Annotated in this window: 21 protein-coding genes and 1 pseudogene; 4 read left to right on the forward strand and 18 right to left on the reverse strand. The window is 37.5% G+C overall.

Annotated features, from left to right (window positions below):
- The first annotated feature begins 3 nt into the window (after positions 1-3).
- Entirely contained in the window at positions 4-411 is a 408-nt protein-coding gene (locus RI561_RS07790) for an ATP-binding protein (RefSeq protein WP_395079671.1), read from the forward strand.
- A gap of 397 nt (positions 412-808) precedes the next feature.
- Here the strand turns inward: RI561_RS07790 and RI561_RS07795 are convergent, their stop codons facing one another.
- Genes RI561_RS07795 through RI561_RS07805 form a run of 3 tightly spaced genes read right to left on the reverse strand, consistent with a single transcriptional unit; the run spans position 809 to position 6338 of the window.
- Positions 809-2146, reverse strand: a complete 1338-nt coding sequence (locus RI561_RS07795) for a TolC family protein (RefSeq protein ID WP_395079672.1) — start codon at positions 2144-2146, stop codon at positions 809-811.
- Between the two features lie 11 nt (positions 2147-2157).
- The gene (locus RI561_RS07800) at positions 2158-5262 is read right to left on the reverse strand and encodes an efflux RND transporter permease subunit (protein WP_395079673.1); all 3105 of its coding nucleotides are present in this window, start codon (positions 5260-5262) and stop codon (positions 2158-2160) included.
- A complete protein-coding gene (locus RI561_RS07805) occupies positions 5259-6338 on the reverse strand; it encodes an efflux RND transporter periplasmic adaptor subunit (protein WP_395079674.1) in 1080 nt (359 codons plus the stop codon). Before RI561_RS07805 ends, RI561_RS07800 begins: the two co-directional genes overlap by 4 nt.
- Positions 6339-6610: 272 nt before the next feature.
- Between RI561_RS07805 and RI561_RS07810 the strand changes: the two genes are divergently transcribed.
- Positions 6611-7183 (forward strand): YqiA/YcfP family alpha/beta fold hydrolase, encoded by a 573-nt coding sequence (locus RI561_RS07810; RefSeq protein WP_395079692.1) that lies wholly within the window; start codon positions 6611-6613, stop codon positions 7181-7183.
- A 90-nt stretch (positions 7184-7273) separates the two neighbouring features.
- Positions 7274-7954, forward strand: coding sequence for a hypothetical protein (locus RI561_RS07815; protein WP_395079675.1), 681 nt, complete (start codon positions 7274-7276; stop codon positions 7952-7954).
- A gap of 343 nt (positions 7955-8297) precedes the next feature.
- On the opposite strand, the gene RI561_RS07820 is transcribed toward RI561_RS07815, so the two are convergent.
- Entirely contained in the window at positions 8298-8501 is a 204-nt protein-coding gene (locus RI561_RS07820) for a hypothetical protein (RefSeq protein WP_395079676.1), read from the reverse strand.
- A 393-nt stretch (positions 8502-8894) separates the two neighbouring features.
- Between RI561_RS07820 and RI561_RS07825 the strand changes: the two genes are divergently transcribed.
- Positions 8895-9392: a hypothetical protein gene (locus RI561_RS07825; protein ID WP_395079677.1), complete on the forward strand. Its 498-nt coding sequence runs from the start codon at positions 8895-8897 to the stop codon at positions 9390-9392.
- Positions 9393-9669: 277 nt separating this feature from the next.
- Here the strand turns inward: RI561_RS07825 and RI561_RS07830 are convergent, their stop codons facing one another.
- The 14 genes and pseudogenes from RI561_RS07830 to RI561_RS07895 all read right to left on the reverse strand — a co-directional run.
- Positions 9670-9879 carry a hypothetical protein gene (locus RI561_RS07830; RefSeq protein WP_395079678.1) on the reverse strand — a complete coding sequence of 70 codons (210 nt, stop codon included), beginning with the start codon at positions 9877-9879 and terminating at the stop codon, positions 9670-9672.
- Positions 9880-9960: 81 nt separating this feature from the next.
- Positions 9961-11466, reverse strand: a complete 1506-nt coding sequence (locus tag RI561_RS07835; RefSeq protein WP_395079679.1) for a tetratricopeptide repeat protein — start codon at positions 11464-11466, stop codon at positions 9961-9963.
- Between the two features lie 33 nt (positions 11467-11499).
- Positions 11500-11988: a hypothetical protein gene (locus tag RI561_RS07840; protein ID WP_395079680.1), complete on the reverse strand. Its 489-nt coding sequence runs from the start codon at positions 11986-11988 to the stop codon at positions 11500-11502.
- 161 nt (positions 11989-12149) lie between these two features.
- A pseudogene (locus tag RI561_RS07845) lies at positions 12150-12305 on the reverse strand (ion channel); the annotation flags it as partial.
- Positions 12306-12315: 10 nt separating this feature from the next.
- Positions 12316-12489: a hypothetical protein gene (locus RI561_RS07850; protein ID WP_395079681.1), complete on the reverse strand. Its 174-nt coding sequence runs from the start codon at positions 12487-12489 to the stop codon at positions 12316-12318.
- Between the two features lie 258 nt (positions 12490-12747).
- On the reverse strand, positions 12748-13545 hold the full coding sequence (locus RI561_RS07855; RefSeq protein ID WP_395079682.1) for an ion transporter: 798 nt from the start codon (positions 13543-13545) through the stop codon (positions 12748-12750).
- A 65-nt stretch (positions 13546-13610) separates the two neighbouring features.
- Positions 13611-13763 (reverse strand): hypothetical protein, encoded by a 153-nt coding sequence (locus tag RI561_RS07860; protein WP_395079683.1) that lies wholly within the window; start codon positions 13761-13763, stop codon positions 13611-13613.
- Positions 13764-13985: 222 nt separating this feature from the next.
- Positions 13986-14147, reverse strand: coding sequence for a hypothetical protein (locus tag RI561_RS07865; protein ID WP_390301177.1), 162 nt, complete (start codon positions 14145-14147; stop codon positions 13986-13988).
- 247 nt (positions 14148-14394) lie between these two features.
- Positions 14395-14787, reverse strand: coding sequence for a hypothetical protein (locus RI561_RS07870; RefSeq protein WP_395079684.1), 393 nt, complete (start codon positions 14785-14787; stop codon positions 14395-14397).
- A 189-nt stretch (positions 14788-14976) separates the two neighbouring features.
- Positions 14977-15279 (reverse strand): hypothetical protein, encoded by a 303-nt coding sequence (locus tag RI561_RS07875; protein ID WP_395079685.1) that lies wholly within the window; start codon positions 15277-15279, stop codon positions 14977-14979.
- A 277-nt stretch (positions 15280-15556) separates the two neighbouring features.
- The gene (locus RI561_RS07880) at positions 15557-15751 is read right to left on the reverse strand and encodes a hypothetical protein (RefSeq protein WP_395079686.1); all 195 of its coding nucleotides are present in this window, start codon (positions 15749-15751) and stop codon (positions 15557-15559) included.
- Positions 15752-15996: 245 nt separating this feature from the next.
- Complete coding sequence (locus tag RI561_RS07885; RefSeq protein WP_395079687.1) at positions 15997-16200, reverse strand: hypothetical protein; 204 nt, start codon at positions 16198-16200, stop codon at positions 15997-15999.
- A 239-nt stretch (positions 16201-16439) separates the two neighbouring features.
- A complete protein-coding gene (locus RI561_RS07890) occupies positions 16440-17291 on the reverse strand; it encodes a hypothetical protein (protein WP_395079688.1) in 852 nt (283 codons plus the stop codon).
- A 51-nt stretch (positions 17292-17342) separates the two neighbouring features.
- A partial coding sequence (locus tag RI561_RS07895; protein WP_395079689.1) for a DUF2779 domain-containing protein occupies positions 17343-18410 on the reverse strand: 1068 nt, incomplete at its 5' end.

Raw genomic sequence — 18410 nt, forward strand, 5'->3', positions numbered from 1 at the left:
CATATGAAATTATTACAGACCCTAACGCTACAATCTAACTTCGATGAAGTCGAACGACTTGAAGGTTTTTTAAATGCCCTTCAGGAAGAACTCGGTTTCAGCGATGAAATATATGCCAAGATGATGCTTGCCGTTTCTGAAGCAGCTACCAATAGCATTGTTCATGGCAATAAACTAGATGAGTCAAAGATGGTAGAAGTTTCGGCTCACCTTGAAGACGAAACCCTTTATATTCATTCCCAGGATCAGGGCGAAGGATTTGATCCCGCAACTTTACCGGACCCACTCGCCGAAGAAAACCTTATGAAAACCAGTGGCCGCGGAGTGTTCTTAATGAAGGAATATGCCGATGATGTATCCTTTTCAGAAAACGGGACAAAATTGACCCTGGTTTTTAACTTGCCGGGGTGATTTTTTCTGCCGGACTTTTCTTTAGCCTCCCTTTAAAGTTTCTATAAAGAGCCGTACCAAAAGTTTCCAATGAAGAAATTCAGCACTATTGCCAGGTGGTTACCGCCCTCTGCCATACCATTGAGCTTCAAAAAGAAATTGATGAGGTATATGCCGGAGTTGAGGAGGATGTGGTGGAGTGGAATTCCAACTCTTAATTATTCGCTCCGACGCAGAGCGTGCGGAGCGAGGGTAATTAATTAGCTTCTGGATGAGGCCAAAATTTCCATCACCCGGCTCTTACAATCTTCAACTTGGTCACCCTGTTCCAGCTGAGCCGAAAGATGGAGTTCATGTCAAGAATCGCACTATTCAATTCTTCAAATCCGCTCTATCCGTGTCATCCGCGTTCCATTCCTTACTCCACTCTCGAAAGCAACCGACCACTCAATCTCAACAATTCTGTTTCGGCAGTTTTGGCGGCTACCTGGGCTTCTATTAATCTGTTTTCGGCATTGAGCAGGCTTTGCTGGGCTTCCCGTAATTCTATGGAGCTGATTGTTCCCAGTTCAAATCGATCGAGGGCAATATCTACGGTTTCTTTATTGATTTCGAGATTTTCTTCTTCCAGGGCTATCAGCTCCAATGCATCTTCATATTGGGCATAGGTTTGACTGACTTGTGCGGTGATTTGCAGCTGCAAATCTTCCAGCCTGAGCTGCTCGTTCTTAAGTTCAATTTGAGCATTTTGCTTTCTCCGGTTTTTATTGAAACCATCAAATAGGTTCACTCTCGCCGTCACCCCATATTGAAACCCATCACTTTCCGAAAATTCAGAAAAACCCACACTCGCTTCCGTTCTTGAATACCCATATCCACCGGATACATCAACCTGCGGCAGCCACTCTCCCCTAATCTCCCGAATTTCTGATTGTGCTACACGCTCATTTAAACGGGCAATACTTAATTCCTTGTTTTGGATTAAAGCATCTTCAATGAGTGCTTCTAACTCCAATTTTTCACCTAATATAATTTCCGGCTGAACCCGAAATTCTTCAATTTCCTGTTTCCCTAAAACTGCACTCAGTAACACCCTGAGCTGATTGAGTGAGGTTCTTGCACGAATGAGAGCGGCACGATCGGTATTTCGGTCGGCACGGGCTAATAGCAATTCGTATTCCGAACCGGAACCTAAATCTCGTTTAGTCTCAGCGATTCGAATTCGCTCTTCTGAAATTTCTACGGTATTCTCTAATACTGCTGCCGCTTTTTGCTGTCCGGCAATCTCGTAGTAGCCGGCAATTATATCAGCTAAAACCAATTCGACCTGATTTCGGGCTTGTTCTTCACTTATATCCAAGTTTGTTGATAGACGATCGAGCGTTGCAAACATGGTCAGACCGTCAAAAATAGTCCAGGTGGCATTAATGCCATAATCATACACAGTAGTTTTGGCGTTTTCATCATCCCGGTCTTCTATATTGGGATTACTATACACCGTTACGTTATCCTGAACTTGTTTATTAATGTCACCATCTGCTGAAATAACAGGCAAGAAACCGGCATTCCCCAATGAAGCATTATTTTCTGAAATGCGGACTTCATTTTCAGCGATTCGAATAGAGAAGTTCTTTTCCAGACCTATTCGAATAGCATCCTCAAGCTCTAATGTTGATTGGGCTTGAATATTGCCGCTGATCATTCCAACAAATAGAACAATACCTAATGTTGATAATATGGTGTTCAAACTTTTCATATCAGATATTATTAAACCTCAGCAGTTTCAAGATTCTCGTATTTACGGAACGTCTCTTCGTCGATAGTACCTTTCTCAGAACGTTCAACAGAGATGTAGGAGTAAAGTGCCGGAATTACGTAGAGAGTAAGAATACTGGCAAAAATCAAACCGCCAATAATGGCAATACCCATCGACTTTCGACTTTCAGCTCCGGCTCCCAGTGCAAGAGCTATGGGCAGAATTCCCAACACGGTTGATAAACTGGTCATCAAAATTGGACGGAATCGAGCCACCGCTGCATCTTTAATAGCTTCAAGATTTGACAGCCCCTGTATCTGTCTTTGATTTGCGAACTCCACGATCAGTATGGCGTTCTTAGTTACCAAACCGATAAGCATTACCATCCCAATTTGACTGAAAATGTTTAAGGTCTGATTGAAATACCACAGCGTGAGCAGTGCACCCGTCAAGGCAAGTGGAACCGTAAACATAATTACCAAAGGATCTTTGAAACTCTCAAATTGAGCAGAAAGTACCAGGTACACCAGTAATAAAGCCAACAGAAATACATATAAAAGACTGGATGAACTTTCAACGAAATCGCGTGAAGGTCCTGATAATGAGGTAGTAAAAGAATCATCTAAAACATTCGATGCAATAGCATCCATGGCATCAATTCCATCACCAATAGTTTTACCCGGAGCCAAACTTGCCGAGACCGTTGCTGATGCATACCGGTTAAATCGAAACAGTTGCGGCGGACTGCTTTGTTCAGTAAGTGTCACCAAGTTGTCTAACTGAATGATCTCACCTTCATTATTTCGAACGTAGAGGCTTTTCAAATCAATAGGTGCATTTCGGTCTTCTCGAGACATTTGTCCAATTACCTGGTATTGCTTGCCGTCTCGCAGGAAGTAGCCAAATCGCTGCCCACTATATGCGAGCTGCAGAGTTTGGGCAATATCCCGGGTTGAAACCCCCAGGTCTTGCGCCCGGTCCCGATCAATACTGACCTCCACTTCAGGCTTGTTGAACTTCAGGTTTACATCTACAAAAGCAAAAGTGGGGTCCTGACGAGCTTCTTGGAGGAATGTTGGTATGACTTCTTTAAGCTGATCTATATTCCCGGCTTGCAGTACATATTGCACGGGCTGACCTCCCCTGCCGCCACCGATACTTTGTTCCTGGGCAATAAAAGTCCTCGCACCGCTTAAATCCTGAACCTTAGTTGAGAGGTCATTATAAATCTCCTGTTGAGATCGTTCCCGTTCTTCAGCCGGTGATAATATAATGCGTCCAAACCCTGAATTCACCGAACTGGCTGCTCCAAAACCCGGGGAGGTTACCGATATCAGCCCTTCAATTTCAGGGACTTCATTCAGCAAAAACTCGTTCAGCTGATCCATGTATCGATCCATGTAATCGAAGGTAGCACCTTCGGGCGCTGTGGAACTTACAATGAGTCGCCCGCGATCTTCGAGAGGAGCAAGTTCTTGCTGAAGATTGGTATAGAACAGCCAGATTCCGGCCAAACAAACGGCTGTGATTGCAAATGCCACCCATCGGTTAGCCATAAAAGACTCTAAGCTGCTCTTATACTTTTCGTTTAGCCACAGGAAAAAGGGTTCGGTCTTTTTATAAAAAGTACTGTGCTTGGAATCTGATTTTAAGATTTTAGTGGACAACATGGGCGTCAAAGTCAGTGCTACGAATGATGAGATGATAATTGCACCGGCCATCACTATACCAAACTCTAAGAACAGTCTTCCCGTTAATCCCCCTAAAAACAAAATAGGAGTAAATACTGAAACCAAAGCCAATGAGGTAGCTACTACGGCAAAGAAAATTTCTCGTGATCCCAGAATCCCCGCTTCAATTACATTCATACCGGATTCAATTTTGGCATAGATATTCTCCAGCACCACAATGGCATCATCAACTACCAGCCCGATAGCTAAAACTATCGCCAAAAGTGTTAACACATTAATAGAGAAACCGGCGATATACATCACAAAAAAGGCACCAATCAACGCGATGGGGATGACAAGAATGGGAATAATGGTGGTACGGATATCCCTCAAAAACAAGAAAATGATCAATACCACCAGGGATAGTGCCAGGAATATCGTTTGCTGAACTTCATCAATGGAAGCCCGAACATATTCGGTGGTATCGAAGCCGACCGCTGTTTGAATGTCTTCCGGAAGATCTTGTTTGATCTGCTCTACCCTTTCGTAAAATTCGTCGGCTATTTCAATTTGATTAGCGCCGGGTTGTGGAACTATAACCACTCCCACCATTGGCACCCCATTTCTTTTCAGGATGGTTCGTTCATTTGCAGCACCCAATTCGGCCCGACCAATATCACGGAATCGAATCACATTTCCATCTTGGGACGAAATAATCAGGTTGTTGAATTCCTCCGGTTCGTAAAGGCGACCCTGTGTTCTCACCGTTAGTTCCGTCAAATCTCCCTCAATTCTGCCGGAAGGAAGCTCCACATTTTCACTCTGCAAAGCTTGCTGCACATCCAGCGGAGTGAGACTGTAGGCGGCTAAACGAAGTGGGTCTAACCAAAGACGCATGGCATACTGTTTTTCACCCCAAATTTGAACACTGCTGACTCCCGGTATGGTTTGAACCCGTTCTTTAAAATCATTAAAAGCTACATCAGAGAGGTCGAGCAGGTTCCGTTTATCACTTCTGACATTTAAGAAAACAATGGGACTCGCATCTGCATCTGCTTTGGAAACTACCGGCGGATCGGCATCAGGTGGCAAGCTTCGAACGGCCCGGGATACTCTTGACTGCACATCATTGGCAGCATCATTGAGGTCAATTTCCAACTCAAACTCTACGGTGATGGTACTTCGCCCTTCACGACTCGTGGAAGTCATGGTTCGAATACCCGCTATTCCGTTGATTTCTTCCTCAAGCGGCTCGGTTATCTGGGATTCAATCACATCTGCATTCGCTCCGGTATAGGAAGTACTAACCGTAACAATAGGAGGCTCGGTTGCAGGGTATTCCCGTATCCCCAAAAAGGTAAATGCCACGATCCCCAAGATTAGAATAACCAAGGACATGACCGTTGCTAAAACCGGACGACGTATACTCAGCGAGGAAATACTCATGACCCTTCTCCTTCAAATTTATCTACCTGATCTACCCGAACCTGCTGTCCGGCTCGTACTTGCAGAAGTCCGGTGGTAAGTACCGTGTCGCCGGGAGCAAGTCCTTCTATGATCTGAATATCGCTTTCCGTTCTAATGCCTGTTTCAACCTGTTGCTCTTGTACTACACCATTTCTGAGCATAAATACTTTTTGTCCCTGAAGTTCAGGAATTACGGATATGGTAGGAATCATTAATGCATCATCAATTTCCTCTAAAATCAGTTCCAGGTTAGCAAAGGCGCCGGGTAACAATTTACCCTCTGTGTTATCTCCAAGGGCACGAATTCTCAATGTACGTGTTTGTGATTCAATTCTGGGTTCAATGGCGTAAATAGAAGCTTCGAAGTCTTCATCAAATCCCTGCACATTAAAAATGACGCGATCATTATTCTCAACGACCCCTGCGTATCGCTCTGGAATAGAAAACTCAATTTTTATGGGATTAATGGACTGCAGATTAGCAATTTCGGTATTTGGGGAAATGTAACTGCCATTGCTAACATATCTTAAACCTACAATTCCGTCGAAGGGAGCTATAATTTCTGTCTTTTCAATTTGGGCTTTAATTAAATCTGCTTCTGATTTCAGAACGTTTAGTTCATTGAGGGTGGCATCGTATTCTTCCTGGCTAATTCCACCTCTTTCCAATAATTGCCGTTGGCGTCGCTCTCTCTCTTCAGCAAGACCAATACGGTATTCTGCTTGTTCCAGCCGTGCTTGCAGCTCACTGTCGTTGATCTTTAAAAGTGTTTCTCCTGCCGTAACTTCGCGCCCTTCTTCAAGATAAAGTTCCACAATCTTCCCGGATATCTCGCTGCGAATATCTATGGCTTCGTTCGCAAGAAGAGTACCTGTCGTGAAAATTTTATTTTCAAAAACTTGTGGCTGCACTACATGCACATCCACAGACAATGGAGCAGAGCCGGAGTTACTTTGGTTGCTGTTTTCAGAGTTACCTGAAAGTCCTTGCAGTTTAGGTATAGCAAGTAAACCTATAACCACCAAGACTCCAATAATGAGTAGAATCTTCTTCATTTAATTCGTGTAAATTTTAAAATATGTCTCAAAGGTAATCACTAACAATGATTAACCTTACTGCGTTCTTGAAAAGCATTGTAAAAGTTGCATAAAAAAAGCGATACAGAATAAACTGCATCGCCTAAAATTTTCGGTATAAATAGTTTCATCCTGGTTACGGATTCTAAGACTAAGTCAACTCATAAACCATTTCATGTCTTGGCAAAAGGGGCCGATATTTATGGAGTGATTAAAGTCATGGGACATTCAACACCGAATGTTACATCACAATTTTACGACCATACTACGGCTTTAATTACAAGGGCGACCCGAACAGCCGGAAAATAAAAGAGCTGGAAAAGCTGGGCGAAACCATTACGATTGATTATGATTCGTTTAGCACCTTCGATTCCATCGATACACACCTTTCTGATGAAATTGAACGGATTTATCTATCCCGAAAGGACCATTTTGTCGTGTTGGTTGGAACCTCTTTAGGTGGATACTGGGCCTCTGTAATTGGGAAAAAATATGGAATCCCGGCTGTTCTCATTAACCCAACTATTCAACCTCAGCAATCATTGAAAAAGCATATCGGGATTGAATTCGAAAATTTTAAAGATGGACAGCTAAATAAGATGCCCGAAGATGCACCTGCTTCTTATCCTGATGCTCCCGATGTTGGAATGTTTCTGATCTTACTCGATCTGGGTGATGATGTCCTTGATCCGAAGCAAACTGAATCTTGGTTCACTGTAAATCCGGTTGTAATCTTTGAAGGAGGAAGTCATCGTTTTGAGCATATGACAGAAGCGTTGCCGGAAATAAATAAATTCATAAACCATGTACTGACGACAATATAATTTGGGTTGCTCTAAGTGATAAGGTAGGTTAGTATCGGTTTTTTGTACTAAACCAGATTTTAATTTTAACTATTAGACAAGTAAGATAATATGGATTCTTATTCCGATATGTTATTCTCTCTAACACAAGAAGCGATAAAAAACTATGAAACTAAAGAGGCGAACAATGAAGGTAAGCTGGCATATTTAAGTCTCACTAGTAAACCTGAAGGACCAATTCGAGACAGAGTTGCCTGGCTGCTTCAAAAGAAGTTTGATGAAGAAGGAGGTAACCTATTTTCATCACGTGAATACAAACGATATGATCTAGCGATTTTAAAACCCAATGACCACCCAAATAGAAAAGAGCCGGAAGTAAAGCATATTTATGAATTTAAAGTTGGCTCAGCTGCAAGTTTTAGAGGAAAACTTAAACAAGCAGATAAATTTGATAATAGAGTAGTCAGTGACTTCCAGATAGGTTTTGAAAATAACGACCTTGAAAAGATGACCTGCATATTCATTGGAGTTGAACCTAAACAAAAAATTAAAAAGAATGAATATGCATTCGTAAAGTATGCTGGAAGAACCAATTCCCTTCGGAAAAAAATTAATCAGGAAGGCCTTGATGAAACATTTATTAATAAAAAATTAGTTGAAAAATTTGATGAGCGTGACGGGTTAGAACTCATAGAAAGCGATTCAATTGAACTAAAGGCTTACAATGATAAAAGTGTATGTTTACATCTGCTAATTCTAAAGCCAATTCAAAACCACTTTTCTGTAAATTAATCAAAAAAAAGTAGCTAATTTTCACAGTGATTTCTACTTAAACTTATATTCTTACTCAAGCAAATCATCTAAACTAGATGAATGGAATATTTTTTTTCGAAGTAGGAATACATTTTCACTATAAATACTGAATTAACACAAAGAACATTGAGAAAAGGTGGACCCGACACGACCGCTCCAAAATAGGAGTTTGACCGTTCAGCAGATGGCTATTAAATTTGGAATCGGCTGCCACTGGATCTAACCCGAGACCCCGACAACATCTAACAAATAATCAGACAGAGTTTAGAGTACACTCCTTTACAATTCCCCAGTGAGTCTGAGATATTCTCTACAATTTTAGTTATAACTCATCTAAAAAGTCTTCTAATTCTTTAACTTCCTTTTCTACTTTTTCCATTTTATCTGTAACTTCCTTTGGTACTCCTTTCTTCTTAGCTCGTTGAATGAACCTATCCTGACTTTTCATTTGTATGTTTCTCACAAAATCTGTGATAAAGTCTGTGACAGATGCTTCACTTAATTTTTTCTTTGACTTTTTTGACATGCTCTAAATATTTAATTGTGGTATAGATGTTATTGTAAATAAATTACTTTATAGTTGGTCTCCATCGAAGACCAACTTAATTAAATAGTCGAAGTCGAGCAATATTTTATCGTAAATAGCAACTTCTTTCTCTGTGATTGCCTTACCAGTTATTTCGTAAATATCATCAACTTTGAACTCAACTATTCCTATTTATTAGGTTCTCAATTGATTTCTCTTTCTGCCACTTTAGACCGCACGAATTTTAGGGAAGCTGACACTTCAATGCTCCATGTAATATCTATGTAAAAAAACTAAGTGGGGTGTAAGTTCTGCTTTCTCTTTTAGTTTAAAATCTCTATAGTATTATTTATCTTCATCTTAACAATAATAATTAATTATTTAATACATATTATGAGCTCTAAAAATACCCCTGCCAACAAAGTCATGCAGAGTCGATATCTTGAATGGAAACTAGGTGTAGCACAAGGATATGATTGGCTTGATATTATAAATTTTATACTGATTTTTTCTGCTGAAATTACAGACTATGAATTAGCCGACTCAGAATTAGAAAAAATTAAAGAGTTAAATAAAGAACTGTTTGTTGAGTGGAGTGGAAATAAAGACTTCGAACCAAATGAACCAGGAAAGAAATTGAAAATTGCGTTTAATTGGTATAACGGGCTGATTAAAGACCTCCCTGAAGAAGAGTGGGACCAAAAGCGTACCGATGTATGTTTAAATTCAGCTAAATGGTTAATGAATCAGGAGTGGTTTGACAAAGACTTTGCAAAAAGGCTCATTAAATATGTTTGCGAAGTTGCTGAAGCAGATGGCCAAGTAATTGAAAATGAGAAAGGTAATACCAATGCAATGGCTCAAATTTTTGGAGTAGCACAACCTTATTAAAGTATCGTTTATTCTAACAATACTATTTCAAAGCCTGAGACCTTTCTCAGGCTTTTTTTTTAACGCTACCCTAAATTGATAAAGTTAAAGTAAAAGAACTGCTACTCACTGTCCCATTCTTCAAATTTTATCGGTCATCACTGGAAATAATTTTCTCAGATACTTGAACCAGATGTTGACCACCAGGCATCCTTCGAAATCAACGGCATGGATGAATACCAGAAACGCTTACTTATGGTAAATGTAAACATGTTAAGCCATGTTACTTCAGCCATTTTTAGTAATCAAACCCTAAATATTTTCTAACTTCGGGAGAAATAGCCTTTTTAACATTTTCTTTATCTCCCGCTGCCTTTTCAATTTCATCCCTTGCCTTTTCAATTTCTTTATCAGTCTTATCAATAGCACGTTGTAGGTCAGTATTTTTCTTTAATTTTGACGATACACCTTTTGCAAATAGTTTTGCAAGAAATTGTTTTTTTGACATTTTATTAATCATTAAATATTAACGTACATTTTTAATATTAACGTACATTTTTAATATCTGAATATAAAAAAATTTCTTAAATCATTGAATTTTTTCAATTTCTAATTTGGCAGCTGTAAAATCTGGATCTATTTCCACAGCTTGATTTAGAGCTTCCAAAGCTGATTCAGTCTCACCTTTGTGCTTATATGCAACACCAAGCTTATAAAACGAAAACTTATTAGACTTATTAAGTTTAATGCTTAATTTTAGATCTTCGATTGCAAAGCTACTAGATCCCTTTTCTAAATAACTATTTCCTCTCCAGTAATGATACGCAGCTTTTTTATTTAATTTTAAAGCTTCGCTGTAACTCTTCACGGCTTCATCATACTGCTTTGACTTAAACTCACACCATCCTTTCGCAGCCCAAATGCCATCATCTTTCTGCATTTTTCCATTGTGGTGTAGTGCCTTACCGAGATTTCTAGCAGATTTTTCGAATTCTTTTAGTTCTTTATTAACCAGCCCCAATCGATAAAAACTATAAGCTTTGGTATCATCAATAGAGTTACATTTTTGAAAGTCAGATTTGGCGTTTTCTAACTTGCCCTTTTCAATATATAAATCTCCCCTCCGCAAAAATGCATCTGCATTTTCCGGATTTAATTCTACTGTCTTTGAATAAGCTTCAAGTGCCTCATCTGATTGTCCTTTATGGGCTTTAAGTACTCCAAGCATATAAAAAGCCGATTCAGATTCAGGATCTATCTGAGTTGCCTTTTCATAAGATTTTATAGATTCATCAATTTGGTTTGTTTTACGATATGACCACCCTAATGACTGGTATGCTTCTACTTTTGAATAGCCGTTGTTGATAGCTTTCAGATACAAATTAATGGCATCTTCCCATTTCTCAAGCTCATATTTCAATTCTGCCTGATGAAAATATACCTCTGCTTTCTTTTCTTTGTTGATTTCCCATTCTAGAAATTTATCGTACAATGATTCAATTAAAGAATAATCAGGGTCACCCTTTCTATGCTCGTTCTTGGCTTGATATAGATAGGTATCCCAAAAATTATCACTAATGAAAACACCGTCAATTTTTATAGCTTGTAATGATCTGAATCGATACTCACTATCACTTATATCACCTTCTCTGTATAAACGGTAACAATGTTCTTCTACTATATTTAATAGATCTTCTTTTGCGGTTTCATCAGGTACAGCATATTTAGTTCCCTTGAGTTCTTCAGCGATTCCCACAGGGTCTTCCTTACCATTGACAGAGTGAATATTAAGTACACCGTCTCTCGTTTCTAGTACTTCAAATATATATTTGTCCAACTCATATGTGTCAATCTCATATAGAGGAATCTGACTTAATACATTTCTTAATTCATTAAATGGAATTTGGCATTCAAAATCACCCTCATTCCACTCCATGGTACAGTTCATTTCTAGTTGTGAGTCATTTCTATCATAAACCAGTATATCTTCATAGACACCGTTTTTGATATATAAACTAACTTTTACCAACTCATCTTTTTCTAAGTTCAGTTCTGATAGAAAATGTTTCTGAAATTTAATTTCCTGAGATTTCATCTAGTAAATATTTTAAATGATTATATATTTAAATTAATGTCCTAATTCAAAGTAATTATGGTTATCAGCGATAGATAATGAGAAATCTATCCTGAAATTTTTTTCTACCTCATTTTTCAGGTCAGTAGCGCTCATATCATAAAAAATTATTTGAACATTAACGGTATCTACTGTTCCGCTATATGGGGACAACAGTGCTAGTGATTTTTCAACATCTAACTGATTCAACTCAATATCATTCTGCTCTGAAGTTTTAATTATGTAAGGAGAATCTGATGGGAATACTACTTGAGGAAATTGACCATCTTCTCCAGAACCTGACCCAATCTCTAAAATCTTTTTTTCAAAATCTATAACCTCATCTTTAGCTTCTGACAATAAAAATTCCCTATTGTCAATAACAAGTCTTCCGTCATTCTCATTAGCCAACCTTCTAATAATTGTCATAAAATTCATGAATCTACTTTTAAAAACCTCTAAATGTACTTCAGTAGTAAGGTGGAAACTCGCTATAGTTTTCATAATAATTCGTGTAACCGTTTAGTTTTCCCAAGAAAAATTATTAATGCACAAATGTAGGGAACATAAGAATGCATCATTAAAACGTGAAGGAGCAGATAAACCACTAGATGGTCTTTTCCACTTTTTTGACATGCTCAAAAGATTTATTTGTAGATGTTGAATATCACTATCATCAAAACAAAAAAAGTAAAAACTTTCCCTCCACCTGTAACTGGATAAACATCTCCATAACCTACCGTTGTTAGTGTGGCTACTGCCCACCATAGACTATGAAAAATGGAACTAAAAATTTCAGGTTGTACTGAGTTTTCGAAATATTATAACCGATCACTTAGAGTATTTTTTAATTATATCATCAATTTCTTCCCTCTCTTTTTCCAAACTTTTCAGCTCTTTGAGTATCTTTGGTGTTTCTTTTTTATACTTTTTTGTTAACCTTTTCATTGTATTAAGAGAAATACCATTTGAAACATTATTCAGATATTCAGATAATTTGCTCATATCATGTGTTTTTAGTGTTATTTAGTATTCAATATTATCATTAATAATAATCAAACTCTAAGAAATTTCAAATTTTGATAATACATTATGTCTCTTTTAAATATTGCCAGTGCTGATGAATCATCACCATCGCTAGAGTGTCTAACTCGCAATATTCATCTACGTACTTTTATAGCCCTTTAAATTTTGGTAGTAAAGCTTGGCCGGACAATAAAAACAATGCCAATGAATATGAAACAAAAAGAGCTCTGAAATACATTAATTACTCTTCTTATCCTTTCTTTTCATTAACTCTTTTTGAGTATTGGTGCTTTGAATATTGATATCCTTGTCAGGTACTGCTTTGTGAGCTTCTTCCATAGCAGTGGCAATGATACCTGCTGGAGCGGCCACCAACCCAAGACCTATCATTAACACAAAAAAAGTAAAAATTTTTCCTCCCGTAGTAATTGGATAAACGTCCCCATATCCTACAGTTGTTAATGTAGCAACAGCCCACCATAGACTATGAAATATTGATGTGAAATTCTCAGGTTGAACTGCATTTTCAAAATAGTATATACCAACAGCGCTAATATATAATAAAAATAGAGTAGCCGTAAGGAAAATCACTAACTCTTCTTTAACGTCCTTGAAAGCATACTTAAAGCGTTTTATTGCTTTACTATACTTAGTGATTTTGATCAGTCTGAATACACGAAGTACTCGAATAATTCTAAAACTTCTTAGGTCAATAGTCATCGACAAATAGAATGGGAGGATTGCAACAAGATCTACTAGCCCATAAAAGCTGAATATATATTTCCATCTATTCTCTGCTACCCAGATTCTTACCATATACTCTAAAGAAAAGATCGCAACAGTTGCATATCTGGAAATTTCAAGAAAGAGTAAAGTACCCTTGCTCAAATTGGGTAAGGTTGAAAAAGAAAATGTAACCAACGAATAAATAATTAGAGCCTGAATTGTATAAGCGAATCTCGCTCCCCATTTAGTATGAGAATCGTTCACTAAAGCATTTAATTTACTTTTTATCTTGCGCACTTTTTCAGACACATATTTTTGAATTGTGTTTTTTTAACTAATGATTACTCAAACAGACCGTGAAAAAACCTGTTTGTCTAATGATTGGTAGTCGTTTTACCCACAGCTTTAGTCACATATACCTTATTGCCATTATCGGAAATATAATACTTTCCGCCTCTCGGCCCTACCCTGATGGATTTCCTGTTTTTACTCAATCTTTTGTTAATCTTTTTCCTGTCGTTACTCATAAATATGATATTATGTTTATATATCACTATTTGGTTTAATAATCATGTGATATAATTGGTCTTGTTTATAAAATAGTGATTAATATATTAATCTTGAAAGGAAATGAGTTGAATCAAAATCATATCACAATGTTAAATTTGTAATTACGATTTGCTTTACAGTGTTTTACTCATCGTGAAAATATGCTCAATTTGAAATTAAACAATTTTCATTTTTAAGACTTACTTCATACCAGCAGGTTTTTTAAATCTGTCATCAACTTTGATACCAAGCTTTTCAAGATTTTCTAAAGAATCTTTAAGCTTGTCAGATACATGTTCTAAGGACAGCTTATACATTTTTACTGCTTCTAAAGCCTGCTCTTTATTTGCAATTTCCTTCATTCTAAGTCTGTTTTTTAGTTATTGTTATTGTTAGTTTAATTCTTTTTTAAAAAATTCCAATGCTGATGGATCATCACCATTGCCAGAGTGTCTAACTCGCAATATTCATCTACGTACTTTTATAGCCCTTTAAATTTTGGTAGTAAAGCTTGGCCGGACAATCAAGGAAATGAATATAGAAAACCACAAAAATTTAATTCAAGTTTAGTCAGTGAATTGCTGGCGATTAGTTATTATTGGAGCATAGTTAAAAGCTGCCCATTTTGTGCAGGAAGAAAGTCGTGAAATTCATCTTATTGACAAGCTTTAGCAGTTTTTCACTTTGCTCGAATTCTGGAAAGGAAAATCTTGCAGACATTTTTACCCGCATGTCATGTCTTTGTCGTAAATAACAGTGCTCAAAATCAATAAGGTAGCAGATACTATCTTTGGTCACTACATTTCTTTGGTGGCTATCGCCATGAATGAGTCCATCAGCATGCATCCTGTCAATATCTTTGGCCAGACTTAAGTAGCTATCAAAGATTGCGGTATCATCCTTTTCAATGAAATATTGACGTATCACCAAGTCACTACGATTTTCAAAAGTAAATTGAATTTCCGGAATAGAGGTCAATTTTAAAGACCATTCTCGCATCAAAGAGCAACGATCCAATAGTTGCTCATGATCACAATATAAATCCGAGAACTTATATTCTTTGTAAACCACTCAGCCTCTTTGTATCCCCTCATGATTGCTATAAACTTACACTGATAGGTTATTTAAAACATAACTGTGACTGTGCTTTTTTGGATATAATGTAGGGTCCGATTTGATATTAGAGACAATTTATTCTTCATAGATCAAAGAAAGGTCTCCCCATTTATTGGCAAAATCTTGATTACTTTTAATCTGCTCAACAAATTCGTCTTTACTCATTGATTTCAAATAATGTAAATCCCAGAGTAATTTTTCACCTAAACGTGTGGAACTTTCATCGCGCTCAATTTCCCACACTTTATTGTAATGCTTATAGACTACGTTAACCCAATAGTAATCACCCTGCTTAACCAAATCTTGAATATTAGTAGATCCCCTTTGCTTCAGTGCCATATATTCATCTACACTAGGTCTTACATCATTTTTGGCCATTGTAATCTGTTTTAATTATCCCTTTTCGTTAAGTAGTACCAATCTTTATCGACAATCTGATATCCCCATTCACCTTTTAAACTAGTTATAAGAGTAGGGATTGCCGATGAATAAAATCTTTTCTTCCTATCCGTTGGTGCATTAAAATAAAAAAATTTAGTTTTACTCCATTGTATAACAGATAAAATTGCCTGAAATAACTTCCGCAGTACTTTCAAAAGATGGATTTCTTTAAATAAAATGTGATCATCATATATAAATTGAGTTCTGGCATGACCTAAAAGATTACAAGTTCTAAATTTGAATCATCTTCTTTGATTAAAGATGCTGCAGTTTCATCAACTTCACAACTTTCTGCTAGGGTTTTCGCGATTTTAGAGTATTGTTTCTCAATTTCTGAATAAGATTTATTCACCAATTCTTTGTCATTACCAGCCTCTATATCTACACTTAGATATTCTAGTATTTGCATGACTTGATCAGGGTCAGCTAAGAAATTAAAAGCAACTGCTACTTCGTGACTGAGTTCTGATTTATGAGTTATGAACTAGCTTGCCATCTATATCTTTTATGATGTAGCCAAAACCTGTTAGAAAAATATCTTTTGAAAAATTCAGCATATCTTCTTCACGATAGGATAGGGATTTTTGGTAATTTTTAACAAGTCATTATATTCTTCCTGTTTATTGATATTTTCTTGTGGGGAATCAGCCATTTTTAGTAATCAAACCCAAGTGCCTTTCTAACGTCAGGGTGTATATTCTTTTTAATTTCTTCTTTATCATTACCCGCAAGTTTTTCTACTTTATCACGAGTTTTCTTCATAACCTTCTCTGTATCATCAATAGCAGATTGAAGGTCTTTATTATTTTTAAGTTTAGACGATACACCCTTTGCAAATAATTTAGCTAATAAACTCATATCTGTAAAATTTTTTGTTTTTCGTTTATCGTTTTTATGTGACCTTAATTTTAATACAGTAAGTTTTTTATCGTTAGATCTACTGATATTATCTGTCCAAATCTCCAAGTACATTGATTGTTCTGCACCACAGTATAAGCTTTATCAAAATAAGCCCATTCGTGGGAAAATTCTCTTATAAGCAATTATGTGCTTTTTGAGATCAGTACTGTATAGTCGCATTCACTCAATTTATTCAACTATGATAAAAATTTCTTCAAAAGCCCAGCATAATTCTCATCCTTATCAATTAATCGCTTAAGGTATGCGCGTAATGAAATATCCGCACTTGCTTCTAGGTCATAAAATTCAGAATCCAGATTAAATCCATTCTTAGCTAGCAACTCCATCAAAGAATCCAAAGCTTGTTCTTTATTTTTAATGACCAAATAACTAATATCATTTACATATGACTCCAGCTCATCCGGATATAATGAAGCCTGCTTAACTGTACCTGAAACAATCCCATTTTTATACGGAACATTATATAAACAATCTTCTGGTGTTTCATCAAAATTGAAACCCTCAAGAGCCATTTCGTAAACAACTTCTTTTAAATCAGAGTAATTACTAATCTTTGAAAAGTCTATGCTCATCATGCCCCTATATTTACCAAATTGTGATTTGAGGTGGAGTTCAAAAAATTCTAGCTTTTCAAATTCAGGGCTTCGATCATTATCTATATCATTCATAAGTTCATAAAGTTCATCAGCCACTCCTATTCCTATCTCTTCAAATGGATTAACAACCTTAGAAGAGTAATCAAATTCTATAATTTGCCCAGTCTCTCCAAACTCAACATCATGAAAAGGTGAATCGACTTCTACTTTTATAACTGGAAAAACATCGTTTATTTGAGGATCATTATTCACAATATTTTCTATCAAAGAATCCATATCCAAACCATCTTCTACTATGATTTCCAAATCGTAAAATGAAAACACCCGAAATTGATCTTCAAAATCGGGACTTAAATCTATGGTTCCTTCATAATTCGTAAGCTCTTTATCCGTGAATGAACAATATATTTTCTTATTCTCTTCTCGCATCATATCTTTGTTTTATATAGTTATTGTGATTCGTATTACTTGTAAATAATTTTTCTATCGCTTTCTCAACCACTCCCAGTGCTGATGAATCATCACCATCGCTAGAGTATCTAACTCGCAGTATTCATAGAGAGATTGCAGAATGGCATCGCGTTGGGTTTTATCCAGATCATGAAATTGCAGACGGCTCCATGCCATCATCGCTGCGCCACCTTCGGAGATCGAGTCCTCACCAATTGCTTTATCGCTTTGGTCATAATCCGGAATACCATACCCAACTTCATTGAGTAGTTTGTAGGGGTTCATCGCTTGTCCTGTATCAGGATCCGGTTTATAAAAGACTTTATCCTTCAGATATAAGCCGCTGTACGGTTGGCTGTAGATTTCTTGCAACCTCGGACTTTCGCTTAACACTGCTGGGAGTACTTTTTTGATACTAATGGAATTTTTCATGACTGGGGAATAATAGTATTTCTTGATCATTTGATATTGATCGACCATCTCCCGCTCACCCCCTTTCACCAGGCTGTCAATAAAGGTGATCAGCTCTTCCGCATCCTCTGGCTCTCCCTCCCGTATCAAATCCTTCATCTTATTGAGGACCGTATTCTCGAAGTTGTGATACCGGAAGATGGTGCCTTCATCACCCTCCAGGCACTCTTTCAGCTTTCGAACAAACGTAATAGATGGGAGCTTCCCCGGTGTCTTCTCGATCCAGTCGGCCCGGTGTTCTACCCGGCCATCTTCATACATGGTATGGCAGCTAAACTGAAAGGGCACATAGTCATAGGGGTACAATCCCTTATGAAAAGGAATGGCTGCCAGTACCGCCTCAAAGTCGATGAAATGCAAGCGGTATGTCCAGCTCTCCATCTCGTGAAATAAACCCGGAGCCAGCGCCTCTGTCGCTTCGTGGTGGCCGGTCTGCTTCATAATCTGAATGGTCTTACGTTGGTCATTATCCCATTCCGGCTGCACGTATAAAAGCTCTGGATTGGTAGGTAGCATTCCCGGAATTAGCTCCTCCATGAAATACACCTCCTTGTCGAGGTATTTCTTCTGCATACCTCGTTCATTCCAGATATCAAACACATGGGGTTGTGCAAAGTCTTTCTCCTTCCA

Source organism: Gracilimonas sp. (assembly GCF_031581265.1).
In the GTDB taxonomy this organism is placed as follows: Bacteria; Bacteroidota; Rhodothermia; order Balneolales; family Balneolaceae; genus Gracilimonas.

What these genes read in the sequence shown, in the direction of transcription:
- RI561_RS07820 (WP_395079676.1), bottom strand. Translation starts at nt 8,501, where the DNA reads ATGTCAAAAAAGTCAAAGAAAAAATTAAGTGAAGCATCTGTCACAGAC.
- RI561_RS07835 (WP_395079679.1), bottom strand. Translation starts at nt 11,466, where the DNA reads ATGAAATCTCAGGAAATTAAATTTCAGAAACATTTTCTATCAGAACTG.
- RI561_RS07795 (WP_395079672.1), bottom strand. Translation starts at nt 2,146, where the DNA reads ATGAAAAGTTTGAACACCATATTATCAACATTAGGTATTGTTCTATTT.
- RI561_RS07890 (WP_395079688.1), bottom strand. Translation starts at nt 17,291, where the DNA reads ATGATGCGAGAAGAGAATAAGAAAATATATTGTTCATTCACGGATAAA.
- RI561_RS07805 (WP_395079674.1), bottom strand. Translation starts at nt 6,338, where the DNA reads ATGAAGAAGATTCTACTCATTATTGGAGTCTTGGTGGTTATAGGTTTA.
- RI561_RS07840 (WP_395079680.1), bottom strand. Translation starts at nt 11,988, where the DNA reads ATGAAAACTATAGCGAGTTTCCACCTTACTACTGAAGTACATTTAGAG.
- RI561_RS07850 (WP_395079681.1), bottom strand. Translation starts at nt 12,489, where the DNA reads ATGAGCAAATTATCTGAATATCTGAATAATGTTTCAAATGGTATTTCT.
- RI561_RS07865 (WP_390301177.1), bottom strand. Translation starts at nt 14,147, where the DNA reads ATGAAGGAAATTGCAAATAAAGAGCAGGCTTTAGAAGCAGTAAAAATG.
- RI561_RS07875 (WP_395079685.1), bottom strand. Translation starts at nt 15,279, where the DNA reads ATGGCCAAAAATGATGTAAGACCTAGTGTAGATGAATATATGGCACTG.
- RI561_RS07815 (WP_395079675.1), top strand. Translation starts at nt 7,274, where the DNA reads ATGGATTCTTATTCCGATATGTTATTCTCTCTAACACAAGAAGCGATA.
- RI561_RS07830 (WP_395079678.1), bottom strand. Translation starts at nt 9,879, where the DNA reads ATGTCAAAAAAACAATTTCTTGCAAAACTATTTGCAAAAGGTGTATCG.
- RI561_RS07885 (WP_395079687.1), bottom strand. Translation starts at nt 16,200, where the DNA reads ATGAGTTTATTAGCTAAATTATTTGCAAAGGGTGTATCGTCTAAACTT.
- RI561_RS07880 (WP_395079686.1), bottom strand. Translation starts at nt 15,751, where the DNA reads ATGCAAATACTAGAATATCTAAGTGTAGATATAGAGGCTGGTAATGAC.
- RI561_RS07800 (WP_395079673.1), bottom strand. Translation starts at nt 5,262, where the DNA reads ATGAGTATTTCCTCGCTGAGTATACGTCGTCCGGTTTTAGCAACGGTC.
- RI561_RS07860 (WP_395079683.1), bottom strand. Translation starts at nt 13,763, where the DNA reads ATGAGTAACGACAGGAAAAAGATTAACAAAAGATTGAGTAAAAACAGG.
- RI561_RS07790 (WP_395079671.1), top strand. Translation starts at nt 4, where the DNA reads ATGAAATTATTACAGACCCTAACGCTACAATCTAACTTCGATGAAGTC.
- RI561_RS07825 (WP_395079677.1), top strand. Translation starts at nt 8,895, where the DNA reads ATGAGCTCTAAAAATACCCCTGCCAACAAAGTCATGCAGAGTCGATAT.